At 73.6% G+C, this 24756-nt stretch carries 27 protein-coding genes; 17 read left to right on the forward strand and 10 right to left on the reverse strand.

What is annotated here, in order from left to right:
- Window positions 1-21 precede the first annotated feature (21 nt).
- From XF36_RS07190 to XF36_RS07210, 5 genes are read left to right on the forward strand one after another with little or no spacing between them, the layout of a single operon-like run.
- Complete coding sequence (locus tag XF36_RS07190) at window positions 22-384, forward strand: YraN family protein (RefSeq protein WP_060711372.1); 363 nt, start codon at window positions 22-24, stop codon at window positions 382-384.
- The gene (locus tag XF36_RS07195; RefSeq protein ID WP_060711373.1) at window positions 384-1898 is read left to right on the forward strand and encodes a YifB family Mg chelatase-like AAA ATPase; all 1515 of its coding nucleotides are present in this window, start codon (window positions 384-386) and stop codon (window positions 1896-1898) included. The genes XF36_RS07190 and XF36_RS07195 overlap by 1 nt, the downstream gene beginning before the upstream one ends.
- Window positions 1895-3106: a DNA-processing protein DprA gene (locus XF36_RS07200; RefSeq protein ID WP_238589166.1), complete on the forward strand. Its 1212-nt coding sequence runs from the start codon at window positions 1895-1897 to the stop codon at window positions 3104-3106. Before XF36_RS07195 ends, XF36_RS07200 begins: the two co-directional genes overlap by 4 nt.
- 31 nt (window positions 3107-3137) lie before the next feature.
- On the forward strand, window positions 3138-4187 hold the full coding sequence (locus XF36_RS07205) for a tyrosine-type recombinase/integrase (protein ID WP_082375236.1): 1050 nt from the start codon (window positions 3138-3140) through the stop codon (window positions 4185-4187).
- On the forward strand, window positions 4162-5205 hold the full coding sequence (locus tag XF36_RS07210; protein WP_082375237.1) for a FliA/WhiG family RNA polymerase sigma factor: 1044 nt from the start codon (window positions 4162-4164) through the stop codon (window positions 5203-5205). The genes XF36_RS07205 and XF36_RS07210 overlap by 26 nt, the downstream gene beginning before the upstream one ends.
- Here XF36_RS07210 and XF36_RS34950 read toward each other — a convergent pair.
- Window positions 5162-5950: a M23 family metallopeptidase gene (locus XF36_RS34950; protein ID WP_304437851.1), complete on the reverse strand. Its 789-nt coding sequence runs from the start codon at window positions 5948-5950 to the stop codon at window positions 5162-5164. The two genes, XF36_RS07210 and XF36_RS34950, sit on opposite strands and share 44 nt — an antisense overlap.
- Before the next feature lie 374 nt (window positions 5951-6324).
- Between XF36_RS34950 and rpsB the strand changes: the two genes are divergently transcribed.
- The 5 genes from rpsB (at window position 6325) to XF36_RS07240 (ending at window position 10445) form a co-directional block, all read left to right on the forward strand.
- Window positions 6325-7188, forward strand: coding sequence for a 30S ribosomal protein S2 (rpsB, locus tag XF36_RS07220; protein WP_060711374.1), 864 nt, complete (start codon window positions 6325-6327; stop codon window positions 7186-7188).
- Window positions 7189-7280: 92 nt separating this feature from the next.
- On the forward strand, window positions 7281-8096 hold the full coding sequence (tsf, locus tag XF36_RS07225; RefSeq protein WP_060711375.1) for a translation elongation factor Ts: 816 nt from the start codon (window positions 7281-7283) through the stop codon (window positions 8094-8096).
- 101 nt (window positions 8097-8197) lie between these two features.
- Entirely contained in the window at window positions 8198-8755 is a 558-nt protein-coding gene (gene frr / locus XF36_RS07230) for a ribosome recycling factor (protein WP_020622047.1), read from the forward strand.
- Between the two features lie 5 nt (window positions 8756-8760).
- Complete coding sequence (locus XF36_RS07235; protein WP_082375238.1) at window positions 8761-9696, forward strand: phosphatidate cytidylyltransferase; 936 nt, start codon at window positions 8761-8763, stop codon at window positions 9694-9696.
- The gene (locus tag XF36_RS07240; protein WP_082375239.1) at window positions 9693-10445 is read left to right on the forward strand and encodes a class I SAM-dependent methyltransferase; all 753 of its coding nucleotides are present in this window, start codon (window positions 9693-9695) and stop codon (window positions 10443-10445) included. Before XF36_RS07235 ends, XF36_RS07240 begins: the two co-directional genes overlap by 4 nt.
- A gap of 21 nt (window positions 10446-10466) precedes the next feature.
- Here the strand turns inward: XF36_RS07240 and XF36_RS07245 are convergent, their stop codons facing one another.
- A complete protein-coding gene (locus XF36_RS07245; RefSeq protein WP_060711376.1) occupies window positions 10467-10949 on the reverse strand; it encodes a Rieske (2Fe-2S) protein in 483 nt (160 codons plus the stop codon).
- A gap of 173 nt (window positions 10950-11122) precedes the next feature.
- Here XF36_RS07245 and XF36_RS07250 point away from each other — a divergent pair, with 173 nt between their 5' ends.
- A complete protein-coding gene (locus tag XF36_RS07250; protein ID WP_145981293.1) occupies window positions 11123-11701 on the forward strand; it encodes a hypothetical protein in 579 nt (192 codons plus the stop codon).
- A 32-nt stretch (window positions 11702-11733) separates the two neighbouring features.
- On the forward strand, window positions 11734-12843 hold the full coding sequence (gene rlmN / locus XF36_RS07255; RefSeq protein ID WP_060711378.1) for a 23S rRNA (adenine(2503)-C(2))-methyltransferase RlmN: 1110 nt from the start codon (window positions 11734-11736) through the stop codon (window positions 12841-12843).
- An 86-nt stretch (window positions 12844-12929) separates the two neighbouring features.
- On the opposite strand, the gene XF36_RS07260 is transcribed toward rlmN, so the two are convergent.
- The 4 genes from XF36_RS07260 to XF36_RS07275 are packed head-to-tail and all read right to left on the reverse strand — an operon-like array spanning window position 12930 to window position 17280.
- Entirely contained in the window at window positions 12930-14054 is a 1125-nt protein-coding gene (locus XF36_RS07260; protein ID WP_060711379.1) for an ABC transporter ATP-binding protein, read from the reverse strand.
- A gap of 30 nt (window positions 14055-14084) precedes the next feature.
- The gene (locus XF36_RS07265) at window positions 14085-14948 is read right to left on the reverse strand and encodes a carbohydrate ABC transporter permease (RefSeq protein ID WP_060711380.1); all 864 of its coding nucleotides are present in this window, start codon (window positions 14946-14948) and stop codon (window positions 14085-14087) included.
- The gene (locus XF36_RS07270) at window positions 14948-15886 is read right to left on the reverse strand and encodes a carbohydrate ABC transporter permease (RefSeq protein WP_060711381.1); all 939 of its coding nucleotides are present in this window, start codon (window positions 15884-15886) and stop codon (window positions 14948-14950) included. Before XF36_RS07270 ends, XF36_RS07265 begins: the two co-directional genes overlap by 1 nt.
- Window positions 15883-17280, reverse strand: coding sequence for an ABC transporter substrate-binding protein (locus tag XF36_RS07275; protein WP_060714496.1), 1398 nt, complete (start codon window positions 17278-17280; stop codon window positions 15883-15885). The genes XF36_RS07270 and XF36_RS07275 overlap by 4 nt, the downstream gene beginning before the upstream one ends.
- Window positions 17281-17448: 168 nt before the next feature.
- On the opposite strand from XF36_RS07275, the gene XF36_RS07280 reads away from it, so the two are divergent.
- Window positions 17449-18429, forward strand: coding sequence for a LacI family DNA-binding transcriptional regulator (locus XF36_RS07280; protein WP_202968489.1), 981 nt, complete (start codon window positions 17449-17451; stop codon window positions 18427-18429).
- 7 nt (window positions 18430-18436) lie between these two features.
- Here XF36_RS07280 and XF36_RS07285 read toward each other — a convergent pair whose 3' ends face one another.
- Window positions 18437-19501, reverse strand: coding sequence for an ATP-dependent DNA ligase (locus tag XF36_RS07285; protein WP_060711382.1), 1065 nt, complete (start codon window positions 19499-19501; stop codon window positions 18437-18439).
- A 122-nt stretch (window positions 19502-19623) separates the two neighbouring features.
- Between XF36_RS07285 and mug the strand changes: the two genes are divergently transcribed.
- Window positions 19624-20217: a G/U mismatch-specific DNA glycosylase gene (gene mug, locus XF36_RS07290; protein WP_082375241.1), complete on the forward strand. Its 594-nt coding sequence runs from the start codon at window positions 19624-19626 to the stop codon at window positions 20215-20217.
- Here the strand turns inward: mug and XF36_RS32250 are convergent.
- Genes XF36_RS32250 through XF36_RS07300 form a run of 3 tightly spaced genes read right to left on the reverse strand, consistent with a single transcriptional unit; the run spans window position 20214 to window position 21691 of the window.
- On the reverse strand, window positions 20214-20390 hold the full coding sequence (locus XF36_RS32250) for a hypothetical protein (RefSeq protein WP_020622034.1): 177 nt from the start codon (window positions 20388-20390) through the stop codon (window positions 20214-20216). The two genes, mug and XF36_RS32250, sit on opposite strands and share 4 nt — an antisense overlap.
- A gap of 11 nt (window positions 20391-20401) precedes the next feature.
- The gene (gene ligD / locus XF36_RS07295) at window positions 20402-21379 is read right to left on the reverse strand and encodes a non-homologous end-joining DNA ligase (RefSeq protein WP_060711383.1); all 978 of its coding nucleotides are present in this window, start codon (window positions 21377-21379) and stop codon (window positions 20402-20404) included.
- Between the two features lie 24 nt (window positions 21380-21403).
- On the reverse strand, window positions 21404-21691 hold the full coding sequence (locus XF36_RS07300) for a DUF2631 domain-containing protein (protein WP_060711384.1): 288 nt from the start codon (window positions 21689-21691) through the stop codon (window positions 21404-21406).
- Window positions 21692-21764: 73 nt separating this feature from the next.
- Here XF36_RS07300 and dxr point away from each other — a divergent pair, with 73 nt between their 5' ends.
- The 3 genes from dxr to XF36_RS07315 are packed head-to-tail and all read left to right on the forward strand — an operon-like array spanning window position 21765 to window position 24732.
- A complete protein-coding gene (gene dxr, locus XF36_RS07305; protein WP_060711385.1) occupies window positions 21765-22928 on the forward strand; it encodes a 1-deoxy-D-xylulose-5-phosphate reductoisomerase in 1164 nt (387 codons plus the stop codon).
- Window positions 22925-24244, forward strand: a complete 1320-nt coding sequence (locus XF36_RS07310; protein ID WP_060711386.1) for a M50 family metallopeptidase — start codon at window positions 22925-22927, stop codon at window positions 24242-24244. The genes dxr and XF36_RS07310 overlap by 4 nt, the downstream gene beginning before the upstream one ends.
- The gene (locus tag XF36_RS07315; protein ID WP_020622029.1) at window positions 24241-24732 is read left to right on the forward strand and encodes an LNS2 domain-containing protein; all 492 of its coding nucleotides are present in this window, start codon (window positions 24241-24243) and stop codon (window positions 24730-24732) included. Before XF36_RS07310 ends, XF36_RS07315 begins: the two co-directional genes overlap by 4 nt.
- Window positions 24733-24756: the final 24 nt, after the last annotated feature.

Here is a 24756-nt window from a genome sequence, read left to right on the forward strand (position 1 = left end):
ACCCGGCCCGATCGTGGACCCATGGCAGCGAAGGACGAGCTCGGGCGCCGCGGTGAGGACACCGCCGCCGAGTACCTCGAGCGGGCACACGGGATGGTCGTGCTCAGCCGCAACTGGCGGTGCACGCACGGCGAGATCGACATCGTCGCGGTCGACCCGGAGCGACGGCTGGTGTTCTGCGAGGTCAAGACCCGTTCCGGTCTCCGCTACGGCGAGCCCGCCGAGGCGGTGACCCCCCGCAAGACACGCCGGATCCGGATGCTGGCCAAGGCGTTCATGGCCGCCCACCGGGTCAGCTGGGTCGAGATCAGGTTCGACGTCGTGGCGGTCCTGATCCGACCCGGCCTGCCGGTCACCCTCACCCACTACCCGGCGGCGTTCTGATGCGGCCCCCGGCACGCATCTGGTCGGTCGCGCTGCACGGCGTCGACGGCGTCCCCGTCGAGATCGAGGCGGTCATCGGCGGTGGGATGCCCGGCGTGCACCTCGTCGGCCTGCCCGACGCCGCGCTCAACGAGTCCAAGGACCGGGTGCGGTCCGCGATCGTGCACTCCGGCCGCACCTGGCCCAACGAGCGGATCGTGCTCGCCCTCTCCCCGGCGACGCTGCGCAAGACCGGCAGCCGCTTCGATCTCGCACTGGCGCTCGGCGTCCTGGTCGCCGCGGACGTGGTGCCGCCCGACCGGCTGCGCGGCACCGTGCTGCTCGGCGAGCTCGCTCTCGACGGCAGGCTGCGCCCGGTGCGCGGCGTGCTGCCCTGCCTGCTCGCCGCGCGGGACGCCGGGATGGTCCGCGCCGTCGTGCCCCGCGCCACGCTCGCCGAGGCCGCGCTGGTCGACGGCATCGAGGCGTTCGGCGCCGACAGCCTCGGCGACGTCCTGGACTGGGCGGCGGGCAACCGGCTGCTGCACCGGCACGACGGCGGACCGGAGGAGGCCCCGGCCGCCGTGGCCCCCGAGCTGGCCGACGTGCTCGGCCAGCACGATGCCCGGCGCGCCCTGGAGATCGCCGCCGCGGGCGGGCACCACCTGCTGATGGTCGGCCCGCCCGGCACCGGCAAGACGATGCTCGCCCAGCGGGTGGTGGGGTTGCTGCCCGAGCTCGACCGCTCCGAGGCGCTGCAGCTCGCCGCGATCCGCTCGGTGGCCGGGCGGCTCGGCGACACCGGGGCGCTCAGCACGTGCGCGCCGTTCGTCGCGCCGCACCACTCGGCGTCGACCGCGGCGCTGCTCGGCGGGGGAAGCGGCGTCGCCCGGCCCGGTGCGGTCTCGCTCGCCCACCGCGGGGTGCTGTTCCTCGACGAGTGCCCGCACTGGCCCGCCTCGGTCCTCGACGGGCTGCGCACCCCGCTGGAGGAGGGCGAGGTCCGGCTGTCCCGCGCCGACGGCACCGTGCGCTATCCGGCCCGTTTCCAGCTCGTCCTCGCGGCGAACCCGTGCCCGTGCGCCCCGCCGATCGACCGTGACTGCACCTGCCGCCCCGACGTCCGTCGCCGCTACCTGTCCCGGCTGTCCGGTCCGCTGCTCGACCGGGTCGACCTGCGGGTGGCGATGGAGCCGGTTACCGCGCTGCGGGTGACGGAGCAGCGGGGCGAGGACACCGCGACCGTCCGCCGCCGGGTGCTCGACGCGCGTGCCGCCGCCGTCGCACGGTGGTCGGAGCACGGGTGGCGGTGCAACGCCGAGGTGCCGGGCCCCGCTCTGCGGACCCGTTTCCCGTTGCCAGCCCGCGTGATCGCACCGCTGGAGGCCCGGTTGCGCGCCGGTGACCTCAGCGCCCGCGGCGCGGACCGCGCGCTACGGGTCGCGTGGACGCTCAGCGACCTCGCCGGGGCCGACCGGCCCGACCGCGGTCTGGTCGACGCGGCGCTGTACTTCCGCGAGCGGGGTGCCGCGTGAGCGCCCCGGGCCCGGCCGCCCGCACGGGCACCGACATCGCCCGGGGCGCCGACATCGGCCAGGGCGTCGGCAGGGTGCCCGAGGAGGTCCTGCGCGCCCGCGCCTACCTGATGCGCTGCGTCGAACCCCCGAACCGGCACCTCGTCGCGCTGGTCGACCGGTACGGGCCGGTCGAGGCGGCCGACCGGCTGCGTCGCGGCGCGGTCCCCGAGGAGCTGCTGCGCGCCGCCGCGGCCCGGCGGGGCACCGACCGGTCCGAGGCCGACCTGGAAGCGGCCGCCCACGCCGGAGCGCGCCTGCTCGTGCCGGAGGACCCGGGATGGCCGTCGTGGCCGTTCCGGTCGTTCGCCGAGGCCCCGCGGGCCGACCTCGCGCCCCCGATCGCGTTGTGGGCCCGTGGGCCGGGGGAGATCGCGACGCTCGCCGACCGGTCGGTCACCGTCGTCGGCTCGCGTGCCGCGACCCCGTACGGGTTGGGCGTGGCCGCGGACTTCTCCGCGACGCTGGCCCGGCGCGGCGTCGCGGTCCTGTCCGGCGCCGCGTTCGGCATCGACGCGGCCGCGCACCGGGGGGCCCTCGCCGTCGACGGTGCGACGGTCGCGGTCCTGGCCTGTGGCCCGGACCGGGTCTACCCGGCCGCGCACACCGGTCTCCTGGAACGGATCGCCGCGACCGGACTGGTGCTCACCGAGTACCCGCCCGGCACGATCCCCGGGCGGCTGCGGTTCCTGGTCCGCAACCGGCTGCTGGCCGCACTCGGTGTCGGGACCCTCGTCGTCGAGGCCGGGGCGCGCAGCGGGACGAAACGGACCGCTGCCGACGCGACCGCGCTCGGGCGCCCGCTGATGGCGGTGCCGGGCCCGGTCACGTCGGGGATGTCGGTCGGCTGCCACGAGCTGGTCCGCTCGCACCAGGCGGGCCTCGTCGGGCGGCCCGAGGACGTCCTGGAGGTCGTCGGCCGGCTGGGCGTGGATCTCGCCCTGCCCCCGCAGGGAGAGTCCCGCCCGACCGACGGGCTCGACCCGCGGGTGCTCGCGGTCCACGACGCGCTGCCCGCCCGGGCCGCGTGGCCGCCGGGACGGATCGGCGAGGCCGCGGGCGTCGGCCCCGACGAGCTGCGCGCGGCGCTGACCGAGCTGGAGGACCGTGGGCTCGCCGAGTACCACCAGGGCCTGTGGCAGCGCCCGGCACGCCGGGCGGGTCCTTGACCGGCGGCCCTCGGCGGCGGACCGTCCGGGCATGGCGCGCACAGAGTCCTCCGGTCCCGCGGCCGAGCCGGGCCCCGACGCGGCCGCGTGTCCGGACGACCGGGCCCGGCCCGACGCCGACGGCCCGGCCGCGGACCGGGCGGGCGCTTGTGCCGCAGGGGACCCGACCGCCGCCGGTGACGGGCTCGCGCCGGACGTCGCCACCGCGATCGATGAGTTCACCGGGCACCTGCGCCTCGAGCGGAACCGCTCGCCGCACACCGTCCGCGGCTACCGCTCGGACCTCACCGACCTGCTCCGTGGTCTCCCCGGCCTCGGCGCGCTCGACCTGGACCACCTGCGTCGGCGGCTCGGCGCGACGCACGCCGCCGGCGCCGGGCGGGCCACCGTCGCGCGGCGCACCGCCGCGGCCCGCACGTTCTGCGCCTGGGCGGTGCGCACCGGGCGGCTCGACCACGACCCGGCGGCCCGGCTCGGGTCACCGCGCGCGGGCACCGTCCTGCCGGAGGTACCCGCCGCGGCCGAGACCGCGGCGGTGCTGGACGCGGTGACCTCGGGTGCGGCGGAGGACGCCCCGGAGGCCCTGCGCGACCTGCTGGTCCTCGAACTCCTCTACGCGACCGGGATCCGGGTCGCCGAGCTGTGCGGACTCGACGTCGGTGCGGTCGACGAGTCCGCCCGTACGTTGCGGGTCCGGGGCAAGGGCGACCGGGAACGGACCGTGGTGTTCGGGGTCCCCGCCGCGCGCGCCCTGCGCCGCTGGCTCGACCACGGCCGACCGGCGCTGGCGACCCCGTCGTCGCCGCCGGCACTGCTGCTGGGCGTGCGGGGAGGGCGGCTGGACCCGCGCGTAGCCCGGACCGTCGTGCACCGCGCGATCCGGGCGGTATCGGGCGTCCCCGACGTCGGGCCGCACGGTCTGCGACACGCCGCGGCGACCCATCTGCTCGAGGGCGGAGCCGACCTTCGTTACGTACAGGAGTTACTCGGTCACGCTACGCTGTCGACCACGCAGCTCTACACGCACGTGACCGTCGACCGGTTGAAGGTGGTTCATGACCAGGCGCACCCTCGGGCGTGAGGTGTCCCCGACGACACCGCGCCGGCCCGACGCGTTCCCCGCCGCCCTGGCCACGGCCCTCGACCGGGTGGCTGCGGGGGCCGACACACCCCGCGCGGCCGTCCTCGGAGCGGTCCCCGACCCACCCGGGTCCCCGCGTCGCGGTCCTCTCGACGCCACCTCCGGGCAACCGCCGGCGGACGTGGCACCGGGGTGCATCGCGCTGGTCCCGTCGACGGGCCGGTCGCCCCGCGACACGCCCGACGGCGTCCGAGGTCACCTGAACGAGACCGTCGAGCCGGCGGTCGTGCCGCTGTGGCGCGAGTTCCTCGCCACCCGCGCCCCCGCCGCTCGGCGACGCCTGGTCGAGCACCACGCCCCGCTGGTGCGCGGCGTGGGCACGAAGCTGGCGGTGCGGCTGCCGTCGTCGATAGAGCTGGCCGACCTGCTCCAGTCCGGGACGTTCGGCCTGATGGAGGCCGTCGACCGGTTCGACCCCGCACGCAGGATCCGCTTCGAGGCCTATGCGGCCCAGCGCGTCCGGGGGGCCATGCTCGACGAGCTGCGCGCCCAGGACTGGGTACCCCGCACCGTGCGGGCGCGCAGCCGCGAGGTCGAGCGGGCCCGCGAGGCGGTGCAGCTCCGGGCCGGGCGCCCCGCGACCGACGGGGAGCTCGCCGCGGAGCTGGGTGTCGCGGTGCGCGAGCTCCGTCAGGCCCGGCGGCCGATGTACCTGGTCAGCGCCGAGGACCTCGGTGCGGGCGGTCCCGCGGGCTCGCCGCTGTCCACGCTCGCGGCCGACGACTCGGTGGACCCGGTGACCGCGGCGGTCCGGCGGGAGACCGGGGCGGAGCTGCGTGCCGCGATCGGCCTGCTGGGGGTGCGGGACCGGCTGGTCGTGCACCTCTACTACGTCGAGAACCGGACACTCGCCGAGATCGGCGGGATCCTCGGGGTCACCGAGTCCCGGGTCTGTCAGCTCCACGCCCGGACGATCACCCGCCTGCGGGCCTCGTTGGAGCCGGCGCTGGCGGGCTGAGCTCCGCCGGAGCGTCCTCCGTGGGCTCGGGTGCCCCGTCCCAGGGCAGCAGCCGCACCCGGGGAGGGCGCAGCAGCACCAGCGGGTCGAGGTGGTCGAGCCGCTCCCGTCGCACCCCCCAGTGCAGGCAGGCCGCGACCGGGCACCCGGTGTGCCCGGGTTCCAGCGTCCCCACCGGGTCGCCCCCGGCGAGCCGCGCCCCCGCCACGACGCCGGCGGTCACCGGCTCGTAGGTGCTCCGCAACCCGTCGGGGTGGTCGACCGAGACGACGCCGCGCCCTGCGATCCGGCCGGCGAACACCACGACTCCCTCCCGCGCGACGAGCACCGCCTGTCCGGGGGAACCGGCGAGGTCGGCGCCGCGGTGCCCGCGGCCGTAGCGGAACGCGGGCTTGCGGAACACCGCCGTGACCGCCGGGGGCGGGAGCAGGGGCCACGCGTAGTCCGCCCCCGGTGCCGGTATCCCCGCCCCGGGTGGCCGCGGCGATGCGGGCGCGGGGCCGACCCCGTCCGGGGGTCCGCCCGGAGCGGGTTCGACGGGCGCGGGTTCGACGGACGCGGGCGCCGCGGACGCAGGCGCGGCGACCGCCGCCCCCGGCGGCACGAGCGCGACACCGATCACCACCACGGCGAGCAGCACCGTCCCCGCCCGCAGCCCGGCCCGCCAGCCCGGCGGGCGGGACACGGGGCGCGGGCTCCGGGGCAGGTCGTCGAGCGGGGGAGCGGACGGGACGGGCAGAGGCACCCGTCCAGCCTGCGGCGGCGACTGCTCGTCGCCGGGGTGGACCGCCGTCCTGTGGACGTACCGGCCGGTTGTGGACAGCCACCGTCGGAACCGGGCTCCGCCGCGATCGGCCCGGAGGCCCCGGCGTACACTGGATCCCGCACCACGTCCGTCGTGGTGACTTCGCGCGCCCGCTCGCCCGTCGCGCCGTTCCCCCAGGGTACGGCGTCGGGAGCGGAGGCCGGGCGGTCCTGCGATCCCGATGTCACGCTCACGTGTGGCCAGGGGGAGCGGGTCCGGCTCCGCCGCGGGCGCCAGGGTGGTCCACCGACCGGTGGGCCCACGAACCGCCTGCGCGGCACCCGCCGCGCCCGACCGAGAGGTGAACGCAGCCGATGGCCGTCGTCACCATGAAGCAGCTGCTCGACAGCGGCGTGCACTTCGGGCACCAGACCCGTCGCTGGAACCCGAAGATGAAGCGCTACATCCTCACCGAGCGCAACGGCATCTACATCATCGACCTCCAGCAGACTCTGTCGTACATCGACCGCGCCTACGAGTTCGTGCGCGAGACCGTCGCGCACGGCGGGACGATCATGTTCGTCGGTACCAAGAAGCAGGCCCAGGAGGTCATCGCCGAGGAGGCGGCCCGGGTCAACATGCCGTACGTCAACCAGCGCTGGCTGGGTGGCATGCTCACGAACTTCCAGACCGTCCACCGTCGCCTGCAGCGCCTCAAGGAGCTCGAGGCGATGGAGCAGAACGGTGGCTTCGAGGGCCGCTCGAAGCGCGAGATCCTCACGCTGACCCGCGAGAAGGACAAGCTCGAGAAGACCCTCGGCGGTATTCGCGACATGTCCAAGGTCCCGTCCGCCGTCTGGATCGTGGACACCAAGAAGGAGCACATCGCCGTCGGCGAGGCCCGGAAGCTCAAGATCCCGGTCGTCTCCATCCTGGACACGAACTGCGACCCGGACGAGGTCGACTTCCCGATCCCGGGCAACGACGACGCGATCCGCTCGGCCGCGCTGCTGACCAAGGTCATCGCCAAGGCCGCCGCCGACGGTCTGGTCTCCCGTGGCCAGCGCCGTGGCGAGGGTGGCGAGGCCGCCGCCGAGCAGCCGCTCGCCGAGTGGGAGCAGGACGTCCTGGCGGGCAACGAGGTCGGCTCCGACGGTGCCAGCCTCTCCGCCGCCGGTGGCGACGGTGCGGCCGCTGCGACCGCCCCGGCGTCGACCAGCAACGGCACCCAGAACTGAGTACGCGCACCGGGCGGGCCCGCTTCCGTGGGCCCGCCCGGTGCGACCCGGTGACCCATTCCCGTCACGACCCAGAGGACGAGAGACACCCGATGGCGAACTACACCGCCGCCGACGTCAAGCGGCTCCGTGAGCTCACCGGCTCCGGGATGATGGACTGCAAGAAGGCGCTCGAGGAGTCCGAGGGCGACTTCGACAAGGCCGTCGAGCTCCTCCGCATCAAGGGCGCGAAGGACGTGGGCAAGCGCGCCGAGCGCGCCACCGCCAACGGCCTGGTCGTCGCCGACGGCGGCACCCTGGTCGAGCTGGACTGCGAGACCGACTTCGTCGCCAAGTCCGACGACTTCATCGCGCTGGCCGAGAAGATCCTGGCCGCCGCGGTCGCCGAGAAGCCGGCCGACCTCGACGCGCTGCTCGAGACCAAGCTCGACGACGGCACCGTGGGCGAGGCCGTGCAGGCCCTGTCCGCCCGCATCGGCGAGAAGTTCGAGCTGAAGCGCTACGCCCGGGTCGACGGCCAGGCCGCCGTCTACCTGCACAAGCGCGCCACCGACCTGCCCCCGCAGATCGGCGTCCTGCTCGCCTACGAGGGCGACGACGCCGAGGCCGCCCGCGGTCTCGCGATGCAGGTCGCGGCGGCCCGGCCGGAGTACCTGACCCGTGAGCAGGTCCCCGCCGAGATCGTCGAGAACGAGAAGAAGATCGCGGAGGCGACCGCCCGCGAGGAGGGCAAGCCCGAGCAGGTCCTCCCCCGCATCGTCGAGGGCCGGGTCAACGGCTACTACAAGGACGTCGTGCTCCTGGAGCAGGCCTCCGTGGTCGACCCGAAGAAGTCGGTCAAGGCCGTCGCCGACGAGGCGGGTCTGACCATCAACGACTTCGTCCGTTTCGAGGTCGGCCAGAACTGATCCTCCCCGCCCCCACCCGGGTGGTGCTCCGCGCACCGCCCGGGCGGAGGGTGAGAGGATCGTGACAGCCAGCGAGTACGACCAGGCCGGGGGATGCAAGCGTGATCGAGGAAACCCTCTTCGACGTCGAGGAGAAGATGGAGAAGGCCGTCACGGTCGCCCGTGACGACCTGGCGTCGGTGCGTACCGGCCGGGCCACTCCGAACATGTTCTCCAGGATCGTCGTGGACTACTACGGCGCGTGGACCCCGCTGAACCAGCTCGCCTCGGTGTCGATCCCCGAGGCGCGGATGGCGGTCATCAAGCCCTACGACGCCAGCCAGCTCAAGCAGCTCGAGAAGGCGATCGCCGACTCGGACCTCGGCGTCAACCCGTCGAACGACGGGCAGATCATCCGAGTGATCATCCCGCAGCTCTCCGAGGAGCGGCGCCGGGACATGGTCAAGGTCGCCCGTGGCAAGGGCGAGGACGCGCGTGTCGTGCTCCGTGGCCTGCGCCGCAAGGCGATGGACGAGCTGCACCGCATCCAGCGTGACGGCGAGGCCGGCGAGGACGAGGTCGCCCGCGCCGAGAAGGAACTGCAGGGCGTCACGGACCGCTACGTCGCGCAGATCGACGAGCTGGTCAAGAACAAGGAATCCGAGCTCCTCGAGGTCTGAGCCCGGTGCCCTCCTCCTCCGACGCCGCCGTCCCCGTGACCTCCGACCTCCCCGGTGACGGGCCCGCCGGCGTGTCGGCGACCCCGGACGTGCCGAAGCCCGTCCGGGGACAGAAGGGGTACAAGCGGTCCCGGCTGGGTCGCAACCTCGTCGCGGCGATCGCGGTCGGCATCGGGCTCGGCGTCGTCATCCTGCTGAGCCTCCTGATCCATCGTCAGGGCTTCGTCCTCGTGCTCGCCTGCGTCACCGCGGTCGGGACCTGGGAGCTCGCGGGCGCGCTGCGCCGGGGCGCCGACATCCGCGTGTCGCTGCCGGTGCTGCTGGTCGGCGGCCAGGCCGTCGTCTGGTTGTCCTGGCCGTTCGGCCTGCACGGCGCCGCGATCGCCGTCACCGCCACGGTGCTGGGCTGCCTGCTGTGGCGGATGCGGAGCGGGGCGGCGCACTTCGTGCGCGACATCAGCGCCTCGCTGTTCGTCGCCGTCTACGTGCCGCTGCTCGTGGCCTTCGCCGTCCAGCTGACCGTAGCCCCGGACGGCGTGGGCCGGGTCCTGACCTTCCTGCTCTGCGTGGTCGCCTCCGACGTCGGCGGGTACGCCGCGGGCGTCGTCGCGGGCCAGCACCCGATGGCCCCCACGATCAGCCCGAAGAAGTCCTGGGAGGGCTTCGCGGGCTCGCTGATCGCCGGCATGGCAGTGGGCTCGCTCTGCATGGGGCTGCTGCTCGACGCGCCCTGGTACTGGGGGCCGCTGGTCGGCGCGCTGCTCGTCGCGACGGCCACCCTGGGTGACCTCGTCGAGTCGCTGGTGAAGCGCGACATCGGGGTCAAGGACATGGGCAACCTGCTGCCCGGGCACGGCGGTCTGATGGACCGTCTGGACTCGCTGCTGCCGGCCGCGTTCGTCGCCTGGGCGATCCTCGGGATCGTCGTCCCGATCGCGTGAGGCGCACCTACCAGGGGTTCGGCGGACAGCCGAAGCCCGGCCCGGCCATCCCCAGCCCGAACATCTGGAACTGGCCCGAGGTCTATGAGACCGAGAACCGCGCCCAGGACGCCGACGGCGAGCTCTGGGCGGCGCTGTGGGCCGAGACCGGGGGCTGGGCGGGCGCCGACGTCGTCGACGTCGGGTGCGGCGACGGCTTCCACCTGCCGCGCTTCGCCGAACGGGCCGCCACCGTCACCGGTGTCGAGCCGCACCCTCCGCTGGTCGAGCGGGCACGTCGGCGCGTCGCCGACGACCCCCGCATCACCCTGCACACCGCGGGCGCCGAGCGGCTCCCGCTGCCGGACGCGAGTGCCGACCTGGTCCACGCCCGCACCGCGTACTTCTTCGGGCCGGGCTGCGAGCCGGGGCTCGCCGAGGCCGAGCGGGTGCTCCGCCCGGGCGGGGTGCTCGCCGTCGTCGACCTGGACTTCACGGCGCGGCCCTACGGGACGTGGCTGCGCGCGGACCTGCCGCGCTACGACGCGCCCGCGGTCGACCGGTTCTTCGCCGCCCACGGTTTCGCGCTGCGCCGGGTCACCTCGACCTGGCGGTTCGACTCCCGCGCGGACCTGGAGGAGGTCCTGCGCATCGAGTTCTCCCCGCGCACCGCGCGCCGGGCGATCGACGACGTCGCCGACCGCACCGTGCGCGTGGGCTACCGGCTCCACACCTGGCGCCGCGCGGACGGCCTCGTGCTGCCGTCCTGAGCCGCGGCGCCGGGAGCGGGCTCAGGACAGGGTGATCGACCCGTCCGCGACGGTGACCTGCCGCGGGTCGAGCGGCCGCTGGGCCGGTCCGTCGAGGACGGCGCCGTCGAGGGAGAAACGGCTGTTGTGGCACGGGCAGACGATCTGCCCGTCGGTGATCTGGCTGACGGCGCAGCCCTGGTGCGGGCAGATCGCGGACAGCCCGGTGAAGGTCCCCTGCTGCGGCTGGGTGACGACGACCTGGGCGTCGGCGAAGATCGCGCCGCCGCCGACCGGCACCGCGGACGCCGGGCCGAGGACGGTGCCGGGGGAGCCCTGCGGGGCGTCCCCGCTCTGGGCCTGGCCACCGTTGTCGGTGGTGGCACCGCTGCCGCCACCGCAGGCGGCGACCGCGCCGATCGCGGCCACGCCGGCGCCGGCGATCATCGCGCGGCGACCGAGGGCGGGACCTCCGGTGCGCGGGGCGGGCTCGGGGTCGGTGGAGGACGTCGTGGGGAGGGTCATGGCTCTCCTGGGGGGAGGCCGGGCGGGGCCCGGCGGTGTGGTGGTGGCGGCCCGGGGGTTCGGGGACCCGGGCACGTGACGAGCCTCCCATGATGTCCGGTTCGGGGGAGGACGGGTGTGCCGTTCCGCCACACCCGCGCCGTGTCCCGGGCCGCTCTCGCTACCGTGGGTGCATGCCGTACACGATGCGCCAGCCGTCGCTGGGCGTTCCCGTGCCGAGTCTGGAGATCGTCCTGGGACTGCTCGCCTGGGCGGTCGGCGCGGGTGGCCTCGGGAACGGGTTCGCCACCGTCCTCGTCGCGCTCGGGATCTTCCTGACCGCGTACCTGTGGATCGTGCGCCGGCGCAACGCCGCGATGGCGGTGACCCTGCACCCCGAGCGCAAGCGCCGGATGCAGCGGCTGATCGTGATCGGCGTCGCGGGGGTCGTGCTGCTGCCGTTGCTGCTGTCCCTGGTCGGCTACGGCGAGCTGTCCACCCCCCTGTCCGCCGCGCTCGTCGGAGTGCTGCTGATCCAGGCGTCCACCGTGCTGGAGGAGCGCAGCCTCGTCGCGACCGGCGGCCTGGTCCTGCTCATCGCCGCGTTCGGCGCCTTCCTGGCCCTGACCTACCAGGGGCAGGGGACCGGGTCCGCGGTGCCGGTGACCGGTCTCTGCGCCGGGATCGTGCTGTGGGTCGCAGCCGCGCGCAGGCTCGGGATCCTGGAGGACCTGTCCCGGCGCTTCAACGTGCGGATCCCCGGGATCCGCTGACCCGCGACCGGGCTGGCACACTGGTGGGTGCCATGTCCAGCCTCCCGCTCGTCTTCGACGCACCCCGCCACGGTACTCCGCCCCGCCACCTCGCCGACCTCGACCCGGCCGACCGTGCCGCCGTCGCGCAGGAGCTCGGCGTACCGCGGTTCCGCCTCGACCAGTTGGCCCGCCACTGGTTCGGTCGTCTCACCGACGACCTCGACGCCATGAGCGACCTCGGCGGTGATGTCCGGGAGAAGCTGCGCCCGCTGCTCCCGCCGCTGGTCACGCCGTTGACCGAGAAGGCGTGCGACGGCGGCGCCACTCGCAAGACGCTGTGGCGCGGCCACGACGGCGTGCTCGCCGAGAGCGTCCTGATGCGCTACCCGGACCGGGCGACGGTCTGCATCTCCAGCCAGGCGGGCTGCGGGATGGCGTGTCCGTTCTGCGCGACCGGCCAGGGCGGTCTGCAGCGCAACCTGTCGACCGCCGAGATCGTCGACCAGGTCCGCCGCGCCGCGGCCCAGGCGCGCGACGGCGTGCTGGACGAGCCGACCCGGTTGTCGAACGTCGTGTTCATGGGGATGGGCGAGCCGCTCGCCAACTACAAGCGGGTCGTCGCCGCCGTCCGCCGGATCACCGAGCCCACCCCGGACGGGCTGGGCATCTCCGCCCGCGGGGTCACCGTGTCCACCGTCGGGCTGGTCCCGGCGATCGACCGGCTCCGCGAGGAGGGCATCCCGGTCACCCTGGCGATCTCGCTGCACTGCCCGGACGACGAGCTGCGCGACACCCTCGTCCCGGTCAACAACCGCTGGAAGGTCGCCGAGGTCCTCGACGCGGGCCGCCGCTACGCCACCACGACCGGCCGCCGCGTCTCCATCGAGTACGCGCTGATCCGTGACGTGAACGACCAGCCGTGGCGCGCCGACATGCTGGGGAAGGTCCTGCGGCAGCACATCGGGACCTCGAGGGTGCACGTCAACCTGATCCCGCTGAACCCGACGCCCGGCAGCGAGTGGGACGCCTCGCCCAAGCCCGTCGAGGAGGAGTTCGTGCGCCGGGTCCGGGCGGCCGGCGTCGCCTGCACCGTCCGCGACACCCGCGGCCAGGAGATCGACGCGGCCTGCGGCCAGCTCGCCGCCTCCCACCCGGGCTGACCCGCCCGGCGGCCCCTCGTGCCGCTTGCCGCGTCGCATCCGGGCCGGCCCGCCCGGCGCCCCCTCGCGCCGCCGGGCAGAGCCGCTCAGAGCCGGTCGCTGGTCTCCGGGTGGAACAGGTGCAGCCCCTCGGTCGAGGGTGTCAGTGCCACCCGGTCCCCGCGCCGCGCGCCGGTGCGTCCCGCGGTCCGCACGACGACGGCGTCGTCGCGCGAACCGGTCAGCGAGGCCGTCGCCGACAGGTCTCCGGCGATCTCGGCGAGGGTGCCGTAGAGGTAGGCGTCCGATCCCAGCTCCTCGACGACGTCGACCCGGGCCGGGATGCCCTCGCCGCCGTCGGGGGAGACCGTCCACTGCTCGGGACGGATGCCGAGGGTCACCTCCGTGAGCCGCTGCGCCCCGATCGTCGACCGGACGTCCTGGGGCAGGGCGATCTCCCGCCCGGCCAGGGTCACCCCGCGCTCGGTCACCCGCGCGGTGAACAGGTTCATCGCCGGCGAGCCGATGAACCCGGCGACGAACGCGTTCTGCGGCCGGTCGTACAGGTCGGCCGGGGTGGCGAACTGCTGCAGCTTGCCGTCGGCCAGCAACGCGACGCGGTCGCCCATCGTCATGGCCTCGACCTGGTCGTGGGTGACGTAGACGGCGGTGACGCCCAGCCGTCGCTGCAGCGCGGCGATCTCGGTGCGGGTCTGCACCCGCATCTTCGCATCGAGGTTCGACAGCGGCTCGTCCATCAGGAAGACCCGCGGCTCGCGCACGATCGCCCGGCCCATCGCGACGCGCTGGCGCTGGCCGCCGGACAGCGCGCGCGGCTTGCGGTCGAGGTAGTCGGTCAGGCCGAGGATCTCGGCGGCCTCCTTGACCTTGACCGCACGCTCGGCCTTGTCGATCCCGGCCATCTTGAGCGGGAACGCCATGTTCTCCCCGACGGTCTTGTTCGGGTAGAGCGCGTAGTTCTGGAACACCATGGCGATGTCGCGGTCGCGCGAGGGGACCCCGACCATGTTCTCGCCGTCGATCCGGATCGAGCCGCCGTCGATCTCCTCGAGGCCCGCGAGCATCCGCAGCGCCGTCGACTTGCCCGATCCGGACGGCCCGACGAGCACGACGAACTCGCCGTCCTCGACGGTCAGGTCCAGCCGGTCGACGGCGGGCTTCGCCCCGGGGGTGTAGATCCGAGATGCCTGGTCGAACACCACGTCAGCCACGGCGGGCTCCCATCCTGTTCACGAACACGATCATTTGACGGCCCCGAAGGACAGGCCCTGGACGAGCTTGTTCTGCGCGATCCAGCCGGCGATGACGACGGGCAGCGCTGCCACGGTGGCCGCGGCGCACAGGCTGGCGAAGTAGAGGCCCTCGGAGGTGATGAACCCGACGAGGTACACGGGCACGGTCGCGGCCCGGGACGCGGTGAGGTTCACCGCGAAGAAGAACTCGTTCCAGGCGAAGATCATGCAGATCAGCGCCGTGGCGGCCATGCCGGGCGAGATGATCGGCAGCACGACCTCGCGCAGCGAGCGCCACAGCGACGCGCCGTCCATGCTCGCGGCCTCCAGGAGCTCCCTGGGGACCTCCAGGAAGAACGACCGCATCATCCAGACCGCGATCGGCAGGTTCATCGCCGTGTAGAGCACGACGAGGGTCCAGACGTTGTCCAGCGCGCCCAGGTAGTTCACGACGACGTAGATCGGCACGATCGCTGCGACGACCGGCAGCATCTTGGTCGAGATGAAGAAGAACAGCACGTCCTGGGTCTTCTTCACCGGTCGCAACGACAGCGCGAACGCGGCCGGGGTGCCGAGCAGGAGCACCAGGACCGTCGAGGCGACCGTCGCGAACAGCGAGTTGAGCAGGTAGGGCCCGACGCCGCCGCCGAAGACCTCGGCGAAGTTGTCGAACGTGGGCGTGAAGATCACCGTCGGCGGGATGGTGACGGCCTGCGCCTCGGTCTTGAAGGCGGTCATCACCATCCACAGCACGGGGAAGAAGAACCCGAGCCCGACGATCCAGGCGAGCATGCTCAGCAGCGGCCCGGCTCCGCGCGAGGCCCTGCGGGGCGTCGTGGCGGGTGTGGCGGCCCGTTCGGCGACTGCGGTCATCACGCCTCCTCGGCGGCGGAGAAGCTGCGGAAGATCAGGCGCAGCGCCAGGGTGGCGACGACGATCGTCGCGACCACGGTGACCACGCCCATCGCGGCGGACTCGCCGATGTCGAAGCCCAGGAACGCCCGCTGGTAGATGTAGAACGGCAGGTTCGCCGACGCCGTACCCGGCCCGCCCTGGGTCATCATGTAGATCGTGTCGAAGGTGTTGACCAGGTAGATCGCACCGAGTACGACACCGAGCTCGATGAAGCGCTGCAGGTGCGGCAGGGTCACCTCGCGGAACACGGCGAACCCGGTCGCACCGTCCATCCGCGCGGCCTCGAGGACCTCCGGCGGCTGCGAGCCGAGCCCGGCCAGGATCAGCAGCATCATGAAGGGCGTCCACTGCCACACCAGTGCGATGATCACCGCGGCCCGCGGGAAGGTGGACACCCAGTCGGTCTGCCCGGCGCCGAACGGCGAGAGCAGGAAGTTCACCAGGCCGTAGGTGGGGTCGAACAGGACCGACTTCCACAGCAGGGCGCCGGCGACCGGGGTGATCAGGAACGGCGTGATGATCAGCGTCCGGACGATGCCGCGACCGAGGAACGCGCGGTTGAGCAGCAGCGCGATCAGCAGCCCGAGGACCATCGCGATGGCCACCGACCCCAAGGTCAGCAGGATCGAGTTCAGCGCGACCCCGCGGAACTGCGAGTCGGTGAACACCGTCGCGTAGTTCTCCAGCCCGACGAAGCGCTGGCTGCCGGGGCGCACCAGGTTCCAGGACTGCAGCGAGTACCAGATCGTCACGAGGAACGGCAGCTTCGTGATGATGATCGTGAAGATCAGCGCGGGCAGCAGCGGTGCCCGGCGTATCCAGCCGTCGCGGCGCTGTGCGGCCGGCGAGGTCTGCCGTTCCGGTGCCGCCTGCGGTGGTGCCTCCGTGGTCGTCACCGGTCGCCCCCGCTCTGCTGGTAGGACTCGCCGACGGTCTCGGCGTAGCTCTGGGCCTCGTCGAGGGCCTCGTCGGCGGTCTGCTGGCCGGCGATCGCCGCGGAGATCTGCTGGCTGACCCGGGTCCCCAGGTCCTGGAACTCAGGGATCCCGACGAACTGCAGCCCGGTGTACGGCACGGGGTCGCGGGTCGGCCGGTCCTGGTCGGCGGCGTTGATCGCGGCGATGGTCTGCGGCGCGTAGGCCTTCGACGCCGCGACGTACTCGGGGATCCGGTAGGTCGACTGGCGGGCGCCGGGCGGGACGGAGGTCCAGCCGAGCTCCTCGCCGACCATCTGCTGGTAGGGCTTGGAGGTCATCCAGGACAGGAACTTCCAGGTCGCCTCGACCTGCTCCGGTCCCTTGTCCGCGGTGGTGCGGGGGATGGCCAGCGCCCACGAGTACAGCCAGCCCGAGGACAGGCCGTCGACGCCGGTGGGCGCCGGGGCGTAGCCGACCTTCCCGACGACGTTGGACTCGTCCGGGTTCTCCAGCAGGCCGGCGGCGACGGTGGCGTCGAACCACATCGCGGTGTTGCCCTGGCTGAACTGGTTGCCGCACTCGGAGAAGCCGGAGCCCGCGGCACCGGCCTGGCCGTCGCGGCGGAGGAGATCGACGTAGAAGTTGACCGCCTCGCGCACCTCGGGCGAGGTGAGTCGGGCGTTCCACTGCTCGTCGAACCAGCGGCCGCCGTAGGAGTTGATCATCGCGTCGACCGGGGCCATGACCTCGCCCCAGCCGGGCTTGCCGCGCAGGCAGATCCCGCCGCGGCCCTGCTCCCGGTCGGTGAGACGGTCGGCGAACTGCGCGACCTGGTCCCAGGTCGGCTCCGCCGGCATGGTCAGGCCGGCCTGCTCGAACAGGTCCTTGCGGTACATCAGGAACGCCGACTCGCCGTAGAACGGCACCGAGTACATGTGCCCGTCCGGGCCGGACAGCGCGCCGCGGATGGTCGGGGTGAAGTCGTCCCGGTCGTAGCCCGGGGTGGCGTCCATCAGCGGGTCGAGGTCGACCAGCCAGCCGTTGCGGGCCCATTGCGGGGTCTCGTAGTTCGAGATCATCACCGCGTCGAACTCGTCGCCGCCGGTCGCGACCGACGCGGTGATCTTCGCCCGGGCCTCGTTCTCCGAGAGGCTGACGAAGCGCAAGGTGATGCCGGGGTTCTCCGCCTCGAACCGCGGGCTGAGCTCGATCGCATCCTCCATCTGCGGGTTGGACACGATCGCGATCGTCACGATCCGGGTACCTTCCGGCAGCCCGAAGGTGCCGGCGCCGGCGCAGCCTGTGAGGGCGAGACCGAGGACCGCCAGCAGCGCGGTGAGGACGGTGGGACGCGACCTGGTTCTCGGACGCACGGGCACTCTCCTCGTCGAGGGCACCGACGGGTGTGCAACGGTGTGCTCCGGGACACGTCCCTCCGGTATGACCGGTGCACGGTATGTGTGGAGCAACCGCTTGCGCAACCGGTTGCCTGTATCCTGTCGCCAACCCGTGACCCGCCCCGGAGGTGTGTGATCGCGACCATGGCCGAGGTCGCCCGGCTCGCCGGGGTCTCCACCGCGACGGTGTCCCACGTCCTGAACGGCACCCGGCCGGTCCGGGAATCCACCCGCGAGCAGGTGCTCGCCGCGATGGCGCAGGTGCAGTACACGCCCAACGCCGCGGCCCGCTCGCTCGCCACCTCCCGCACCCGCACGCTCGGGCTCGCCCTGTCGGCGATCTCCAACCCGTACCTGGGCGAGCTGCTGCACGCGGTCGAGGACGAGTCCGCCGCGGCCGGGCACACCCTGCTGCTCGCCGACCCGCACGACGACCCGGGCTACGAGGCGACGGCCGTCACGCAGCTCCGCAGCCGCGTCGACGGCGTGCTGTTCGCCCCCTCGGGCGACTCCACCGCGACCCTGGAGGCGCTCGCCGCACAGGGCGTGCCGACGGTGCTGGTCGACCGGATGCTCGACGGCGTCCTGGACGAGGTCGGCTCGGAGAACGTGAAGCCCGTCGCAGGGCTGGTGACCCACCTCGCCGAGGCGGGGCACGGCCGGATCGGCTTCGTGATGGGTCTCCCCGGGCTGTCGACGACCGTCGAGCGGCTGGAGGGCTACCGGCTCGGGATGCGCCTGGCCGGTCTCCCGCCAGGGCCGGTGGTGGAGGGGCGCTCGGACAGCGAGCCCGCCCGTGCCGTCGTGCGCGAGCTGCTGGCCTCGCCCGACCGGCCCGCCGCGCTGGTCACCGGCAACAACGCGATGACCATCGGCGCCGTCCAGGCCGCCCACGACCTGGGGCTCACCATCCCCGGGGACCTGGCGCTGGCCGCCTTCGACGACTTCCCGTGGGCGGACGCGTTCAGCCCGCGCCTCACCGTCGTCGCGCAGCCGTTCGCCGACATCGGGCGCGAGGCGGTCCGGCTGCTGCTGCGCCGCATGGCCGAACCCGACGCCGAGCGGCGTTCGCTGCGGCTGCCGACGACCTTCGTGCACCGGGAGTCCTGCGGCTGCCGGCCGTGATCGCCGATCACCCGTGCCCGGCGAGGACCTCCGCGAGGTCGAAGGTCACCGGGCGCTCCAGCTGCTCGTAGGTGCACGAGGCGGGGTCGCGGTCCGGGCGCCACCGCACGAACTGGGTGGTGTGGCGGAACCGCTGGCCCTCCATGTAGTCGTAGCGGACCTCGACCACCCGCTCCGGGCGCAGCGGGACGAAGGACAGGTCCTTGCCGGCGTTCCACCGGCTCGTCTCGGACTTGCGCGGGGTGCGCTCGCCCTCCAGCTGCTTCGCCCAGGCCCACGGGTGGTCGTCGAAGTCGGTGACCAGCGGCTGCAGCTCGGTCATGAGCTCGCGGCGGCGCGCCATCGGGAACGCCCCGACGACGCCGACCGACACCAGCACACCGCGGGCGTCGTGCAGGCCCAGCAGCAGCGACCCGACGGCGTCCGGCCCGGACTTGTGCACCCGGTACCCGGCGACGACGCAGTCCGCGGTCCGCTCGTGCTTGATCTTGGCCATGACGCGCTTGTCGGGCTGGTAGGTCCCGGCCGGGTCCTTGGCGATGAGGCCGTCCAGCCCGGCGCCCTCGAACTTCTCGAACCAGCGGCGCGCGGTGTCGGTGTCGTCGGTGATCGGGGTGAGGTGCACCGGCGGGGCGACGCCGGCGAAGGCCCCCTCCAGCAGCGCTCGGCGCTCGGCGAACGGGCGTGCGGTGAGGTCGTCGTCGCCGAGGGCCAGCAGGTCGAAGGCGACGAACGACGCCGGCGTCTCGGTCGAGAGCAGCGTCACCCGGCTGACCGCGGGGTGGATCCGCTGCTGGAGCGCCTCGAAGTCCAGTGCGTTCCCCGAGGCGACGACGATCTCCCCGTCGACCACCGCGCGCGGCGGGAAGTGCTCCCGCACCGCCTCGACGACCTCGGGGAAGTAGCGGGTCATCGGCCGCTCGTTGCGGGAGCCGATCTCGACCTCGTCGCCGTCGCGGAAGACGATCGAGCGGAAGCCGTCCCACTTGGGTTCGTAGAGCCTGCCGTCGGGGATGGACGGGGCGGGCTTGGCCAGCATCGGCTTCACCGGGGGCATCACGGGCAGGTCCACGGCGGGGAGTCTCCTCTCGGGGCGCGGGCGGGGCATCCCGGCTCGCCCGTCCGTGGACAGACCGTTCGCGCGCCCGGAATCCATCGGTCCCGGGCGGCGGGCCCCGGTGCGGTCGTGGTCGGATGACCCTCGTGCCCCGCCTGCCCGACCGCGACGCCCTCGACCGCGCCCGGGACTCCACGATCGACGACGTCCTGCCCGGCCCGGACGACCCGCCGCTGGGAGTGCTGTTCTGCGGCATCAACCCGGGCCTGGTGTCGGCGGCGACCGGGCACCACTTCGCCCGCCCCGGCAACCGCTTCTGGCCGGTCCTGCACTCCTCCGGGTTCACCCCGCGGCTGCTGGCGGCCGCGGAGCAGGGCGAGCTCGCGGGGCTCGGTCTCGGCATCACGAACATGGCGTCCCGGGCCACCGCCCGCGCCGACGAGCTGACACACGACGAGCTCGTCGCCGGTGGGGAACGGCTGCGGGCGCTGGTCGCGGCGCGGGAACCGGCGTGGCTGGCCGTCGTCGGGATCGGGGCCTACCGGACCGCTTTCGGGCGACGCGGCGCGGTGGTGGGGGAGGAGGCGGAGCGGCTGGGCGCGACCGGGATCTGGGTGCTGCCGAACCCCTCGGGGCTCAACGCGCACTGGTCGCGCGCGGCGATGGTCGCCGAGTTCGCGAGGCTGCGCGCCCGGGCCCAGGAGTCCGGGCCGGGCCAGGTGTTCTGCTAGGACTCCGGGGTCGTCGCGCGCAGGAACAGCCCGAGCGCCAGCCCGACGACGAGGAAGACCAGCAGCCACCACCACGTGCCCGACAGCACCCACACGGCGGACCCGACGGCGAGGCCACCGCCGATCCCGTACCCGAGCCGGGTCAGCCTGTCCTTGCGGGGCCCGTCGTCCATGGGCGCCGAGCCTAGCGGGCGTCCGCGTCGAGATCGGGCAGATCGGGTGTCGCGGCGCCGTCGCGATCGTCGCGGGCGGCCCACTCCAGCAGCGGCTCGATGCCGAACACGGCCTCGTCGATACCGGCGTGCAGGTCGCCCAGCTCGGCGTAGCGCGCCGGGACGGTGGCGATCGTGAAGTCCCGGGGCTCGCAGTCGTCGATCTCGTCCCAGGTCACCGGGGTCGACACCCGCGCGTCGGGGGTGCCGCGCACGGAGTAGGGGCAGGCGATCGTGTGGTCGCGGGCGTTCTGGTTGTAGTCGACGAACACCGTCGACGGGTCGCGGTCCTTGCGCCACCACGACAGGTCGACGCGGTCGCAGCGACGCTCCACCTCGCGGGCGAAGGCGTGCGCGGCGCGGCGGACGTCGGCGAACCCGTGTTCGGGCGGGATGCGTACGTAGACGTGCAGCCCGGAGCCGCCGGAGGTCTTCGGGAAGCCGGTCGCGCCCAGTTCGTCGAGGACCTCGCGGACGACGCCGGCGACGCGGCGGACGTCGGCCCAGGACGCCTGCGGCATCGGGTCCAGGTCGATGCGCCACTCGTCGGGGGACTCGACGTCGGCGGCGCGGGAGTTCCATGGGTGGAACTCGACGGTGGACATCTGCACCGCCCAGACGACGTCGGCCGGGTGGGTCACGCACAGCTCGTCGGCGGTGCGGTTGTACCGCGGGAAGGTCACGCGGACGGTGCGGACCCAGCCGGGGGCGCCGCGCGGCAGCCGCTTCTGGTGCACCTTCTCCCCGGTGACGCCGGTGGGGAAGCGGTGCAGCATGCACGGCCGGTCGCGCAGCGCGCGGACCACGCCGTCGCCGACGGCCGTGTAGTACGCGGCCAGGTCCCGCTTGGTCTCGCCCCGCTCCGGGAAGTAGACGCGGTCGGGGCTGGACAGCCGCACGACCCGGTCGCCGATCGTCAGCTCGACCGGCTCACCCGCGTCGCGCGCCATCCGGCGTCGGCCCGGTGCCGCGCCTCAGAGACGACGGCGGCGCTGGTGGAGCGGGTACGCGATCGCGCCGATGAAGCAGACGGCGGCGGGCACGGCGGAGAACAGGAACTCGGTCCAGCTCACCGGGTGGCCGATCGTGAACAGCAGCAGCACGACGCCGACCACGGCGGCCGCGATCGGCACGCCCCGGTGGAAGTTCTGGTGCCAGCCCCAGTCGACCGAGGGCTCGTCCGCCGGGTCGATCCCGGACGCGACGGTGATCTCGCGGGTCTTGCTCGTCGTTGCGCTGTGCGCGACTGCCTTGCTGGCCACCGTGTGTCCTCCTGGTCCGGCTCCGTGCGGGGTCATCGTCGCACAGCTCGCGGGGCGAGGATGATGTGCCGTGATGAAGTCACTCGTCGTGTTGGGCAGCACCGGGTCGATCGGTACCCAGGCCCTGGACGTGATCACCCGTGCCGGCGGGTTCACGGTGTCCGGGCTGGCCGCGGGCGGATCGGACGTGGACCTGCTGGTGGCCCAGGTCCGTGCGCACCGCGTCGGGCGGGTCGCGGTCGCGTCCGCCGCGGCGGCGGTGCGGCTGCGGGCGGAACTGCCGGGCGTCGAGGTGCTCGACGGCCCGGACGCCGCGACCGAGCTGGTCACGGCGTGCCGCGCCGACATCGTCCTGAACGGCATCACCGGCTCCCGCGGCCTCGGCCCGACCCTGGCCGCGCTCGCCACCGGCGCCCGGCTCGCGCTGGCGAACAAGGAGTCACTGGTCGCAGGCGGTCCGCTGGTGTCGGCGGCGGCCGCACCGGGGCAGATCGTGCCGGTCGACTCCGAGCACTCCGCACTCGCGCAGTGCCTGCGCGGCGGACGGGAGTCCGAGGTCGACCGGCTCGTCCTCACCGCGTCGGGCGGCCCGTTCCGCGGGCGGACCCGCGCGGAGCTGGCGGGCGTCACGGTCGAGCAGGCCCTGAAGCACCCGACCTGGGACATGGGCCCGGTCATCACGATCAACTCGGCGACGCTGGTGAACAAGGGTCTCGAGGTGATCGAGGCGCACCTGCTGTTCGGTGTGCCCTACGACCGCATCGACGTCACCGTGCACCCGCAGTCGATCGTGCACTCGATGGTCACCTTCACCGACGGCTCGACGATCGCCCAGGCGTCGCCGCCGGACATGCGGCTTCCGATCGCGCTGGCGCTGGGCTGGCCGGAGCGCATCGCCGGCGCCTCGGCGCCGTGCCGCTGGGACACCGCGCAGAGCTGGACCTTCGAGCCCCTCGACGACGACGCGTTCCCCGGAGTGCGCCTCGCCCGCGCCGCCGGCACCGCGGGCGGCTGCCTGCCCGCGGTGCTCAACGCCGCCAACGAGGAGCTCGTCGAGGCGTTCGTCGCCGGGACGATCGGCTACACCGGGATCACCGACCTGCTCGGCGAGGTGCTGGAGGCGGCCGACGCCTGGACGGGTGACCCGGCTACCGTGGACGACGTGCTGGCTGCCGAGATCTGGGCCCGGGCCCACGCGCGCGAGAAGGCCCACGAGCGGGAGAAGACGCGGTCGTGACCATCGTGTGGACGGTCGTCGGGATCGCGATCTTCTTCTTCGGGCTGCTGCTGTCGATCGCCTGGCACGAGCTCGGGCACTTCGCGACGGCCCGCTGGTTCGGGATCAAGGTCCCGGAGTTCATGGTCGGGTTCGGCCGCACCGTCTGGTCCGTGCGCCGCGGCGAGACCGAGTACGGCATCAAGGCCATCCCGCTGGGCGGCTACGTCCGCATGATCGGGATGCTGCCGCCCGCGAAGGGCGGCACGCTGGGCCGCAACCGACGGACCGGCCCGTTCCAGGGGCTGATGGACGACGCGCGGCGCCAGAGTCAGGCCGACGTGCTGCCGCAGGACGCGGACCGGCAGTTCTGGACCCGGTCGCCGTGGAAGCGGATCATCGTCATGTTCGCCGGGCCCTTCATGAACCTGATCCTGGCGGTGGTGCTGTTCTCGCTGGTCCTGATGGGGATCGGCGTGCCTGCGGCCACCACCCAGATCGAGTCGCTCGAGAAGTGCGTGCTCCCGGCCGTCGCGGTCCAGAACGGCGTCCCGAAGGAGTGCCCGGCCGGAGCGCCGCTCGCGCCGGCGCTCGCGGCCGGGGTCCAGCCCGACGACCGCATCCTGTCCGTCCGCGGACAGGAGTTCGGCCCGGACGACGGGACCGCCCTGCAGGACGCGATCCGCGCGTCGTCGGGACCCACGCAGATCGTCGTCGAGCGGGCAGGCCGGCAGATCCCGCTGACCGTCGACGTCATCCCGAACGTCCTCCCGGCCCGGGACTCGGCCGACCCGTACGCCACGGTGACGGCGGGCTATCTCGGTGTCGCCCTCGACACGCGGTACATGCAGCTCGGCCCGGGCGACGTGGCCGCGCAGATCGGCAACGGCGTCGTCCGCACGGCGGAGGCGATCACCCAGATCCCCGCCCGCGTCCCGGCCCTGTTCGGAGCCGCGTTCCTCGGCGAGGAGCGGAGCCAGGACAGCCCGATGGGTGTCGTCGGCGTCTCGCGGATCGGCGGTGAGATCCTCGCCCAGCAGGACGTCCCGTGGCAGGCCGACGTCAGCCGGTTCCTGATGATGCTCGCCGCGGTGAACCTGTCGCTGTTCCTGCTGAACCTGCTCCCCGTCCCGCCGCTGGACGGCGGCCAGATTGTCCCGGCGATCTGGGAGGCGATCAAGCGGAACACCGCGAAGCTGCTCGGACGCCCCGACCCCGGGCCGGTCGACGCGGCGAAGCTGCTCCCGGTCGCCTACGTGTTCGTGATCGTCTTCCTGGGGTTCTCGGTCATGGTCGCGATCGCCGACATCGTCAACCCGGTGCGGCTGTTCGGGTGAGCGCAGCACCCGAGGGCGCCCGTCCGCTGGCGGTCTTCGACATCGACGGCGTCCTCGCCGACGTCTCGCACCGGCTGCACTACCTCGACGTGCACCGGTGGGAGACGTTCTTCGCCGCCGCGCACGCCGACCCGCTGCTCGACGAGGGCGCCGAGCGGCTGCGCGCGGCCCAGGCCGAGTACGACGTCGTCTACCTGACCGGCCGCCCCGAGCGGAACCGCAGGTTGACCGAGACCTGGCTGGAGCGCGTCGGCCTGCCGACAGGGCCGCTGTTCATGCGCCCCGACGACGACCACCGCCCCGCCCGCTACGTCAAGCGCGAGGTCCTGCGGCTGCTCGCCCGCGAGCGGGAGATCGCGATGATCCTCGACGACGACCCCGCCGTCGTCCGGATGCTGGCCGACGACGGCTGGCCGGTCGAGCTGGCGACCTGGCTGCCGCACAGCTCGACGCTGCAGGATGCGCAGGAGAAGCACGGCCGCACGTGAGTGCCCCTCCTCACCGGGTACGGC

Source organism: Pseudonocardia sp. HH130629-09 (genome assembly GCF_001294645.1).
Classification (GTDB): domain Bacteria; phylum Actinomycetota; class Actinomycetes; order Mycobacteriales; family Pseudonocardiaceae; genus Pseudonocardia.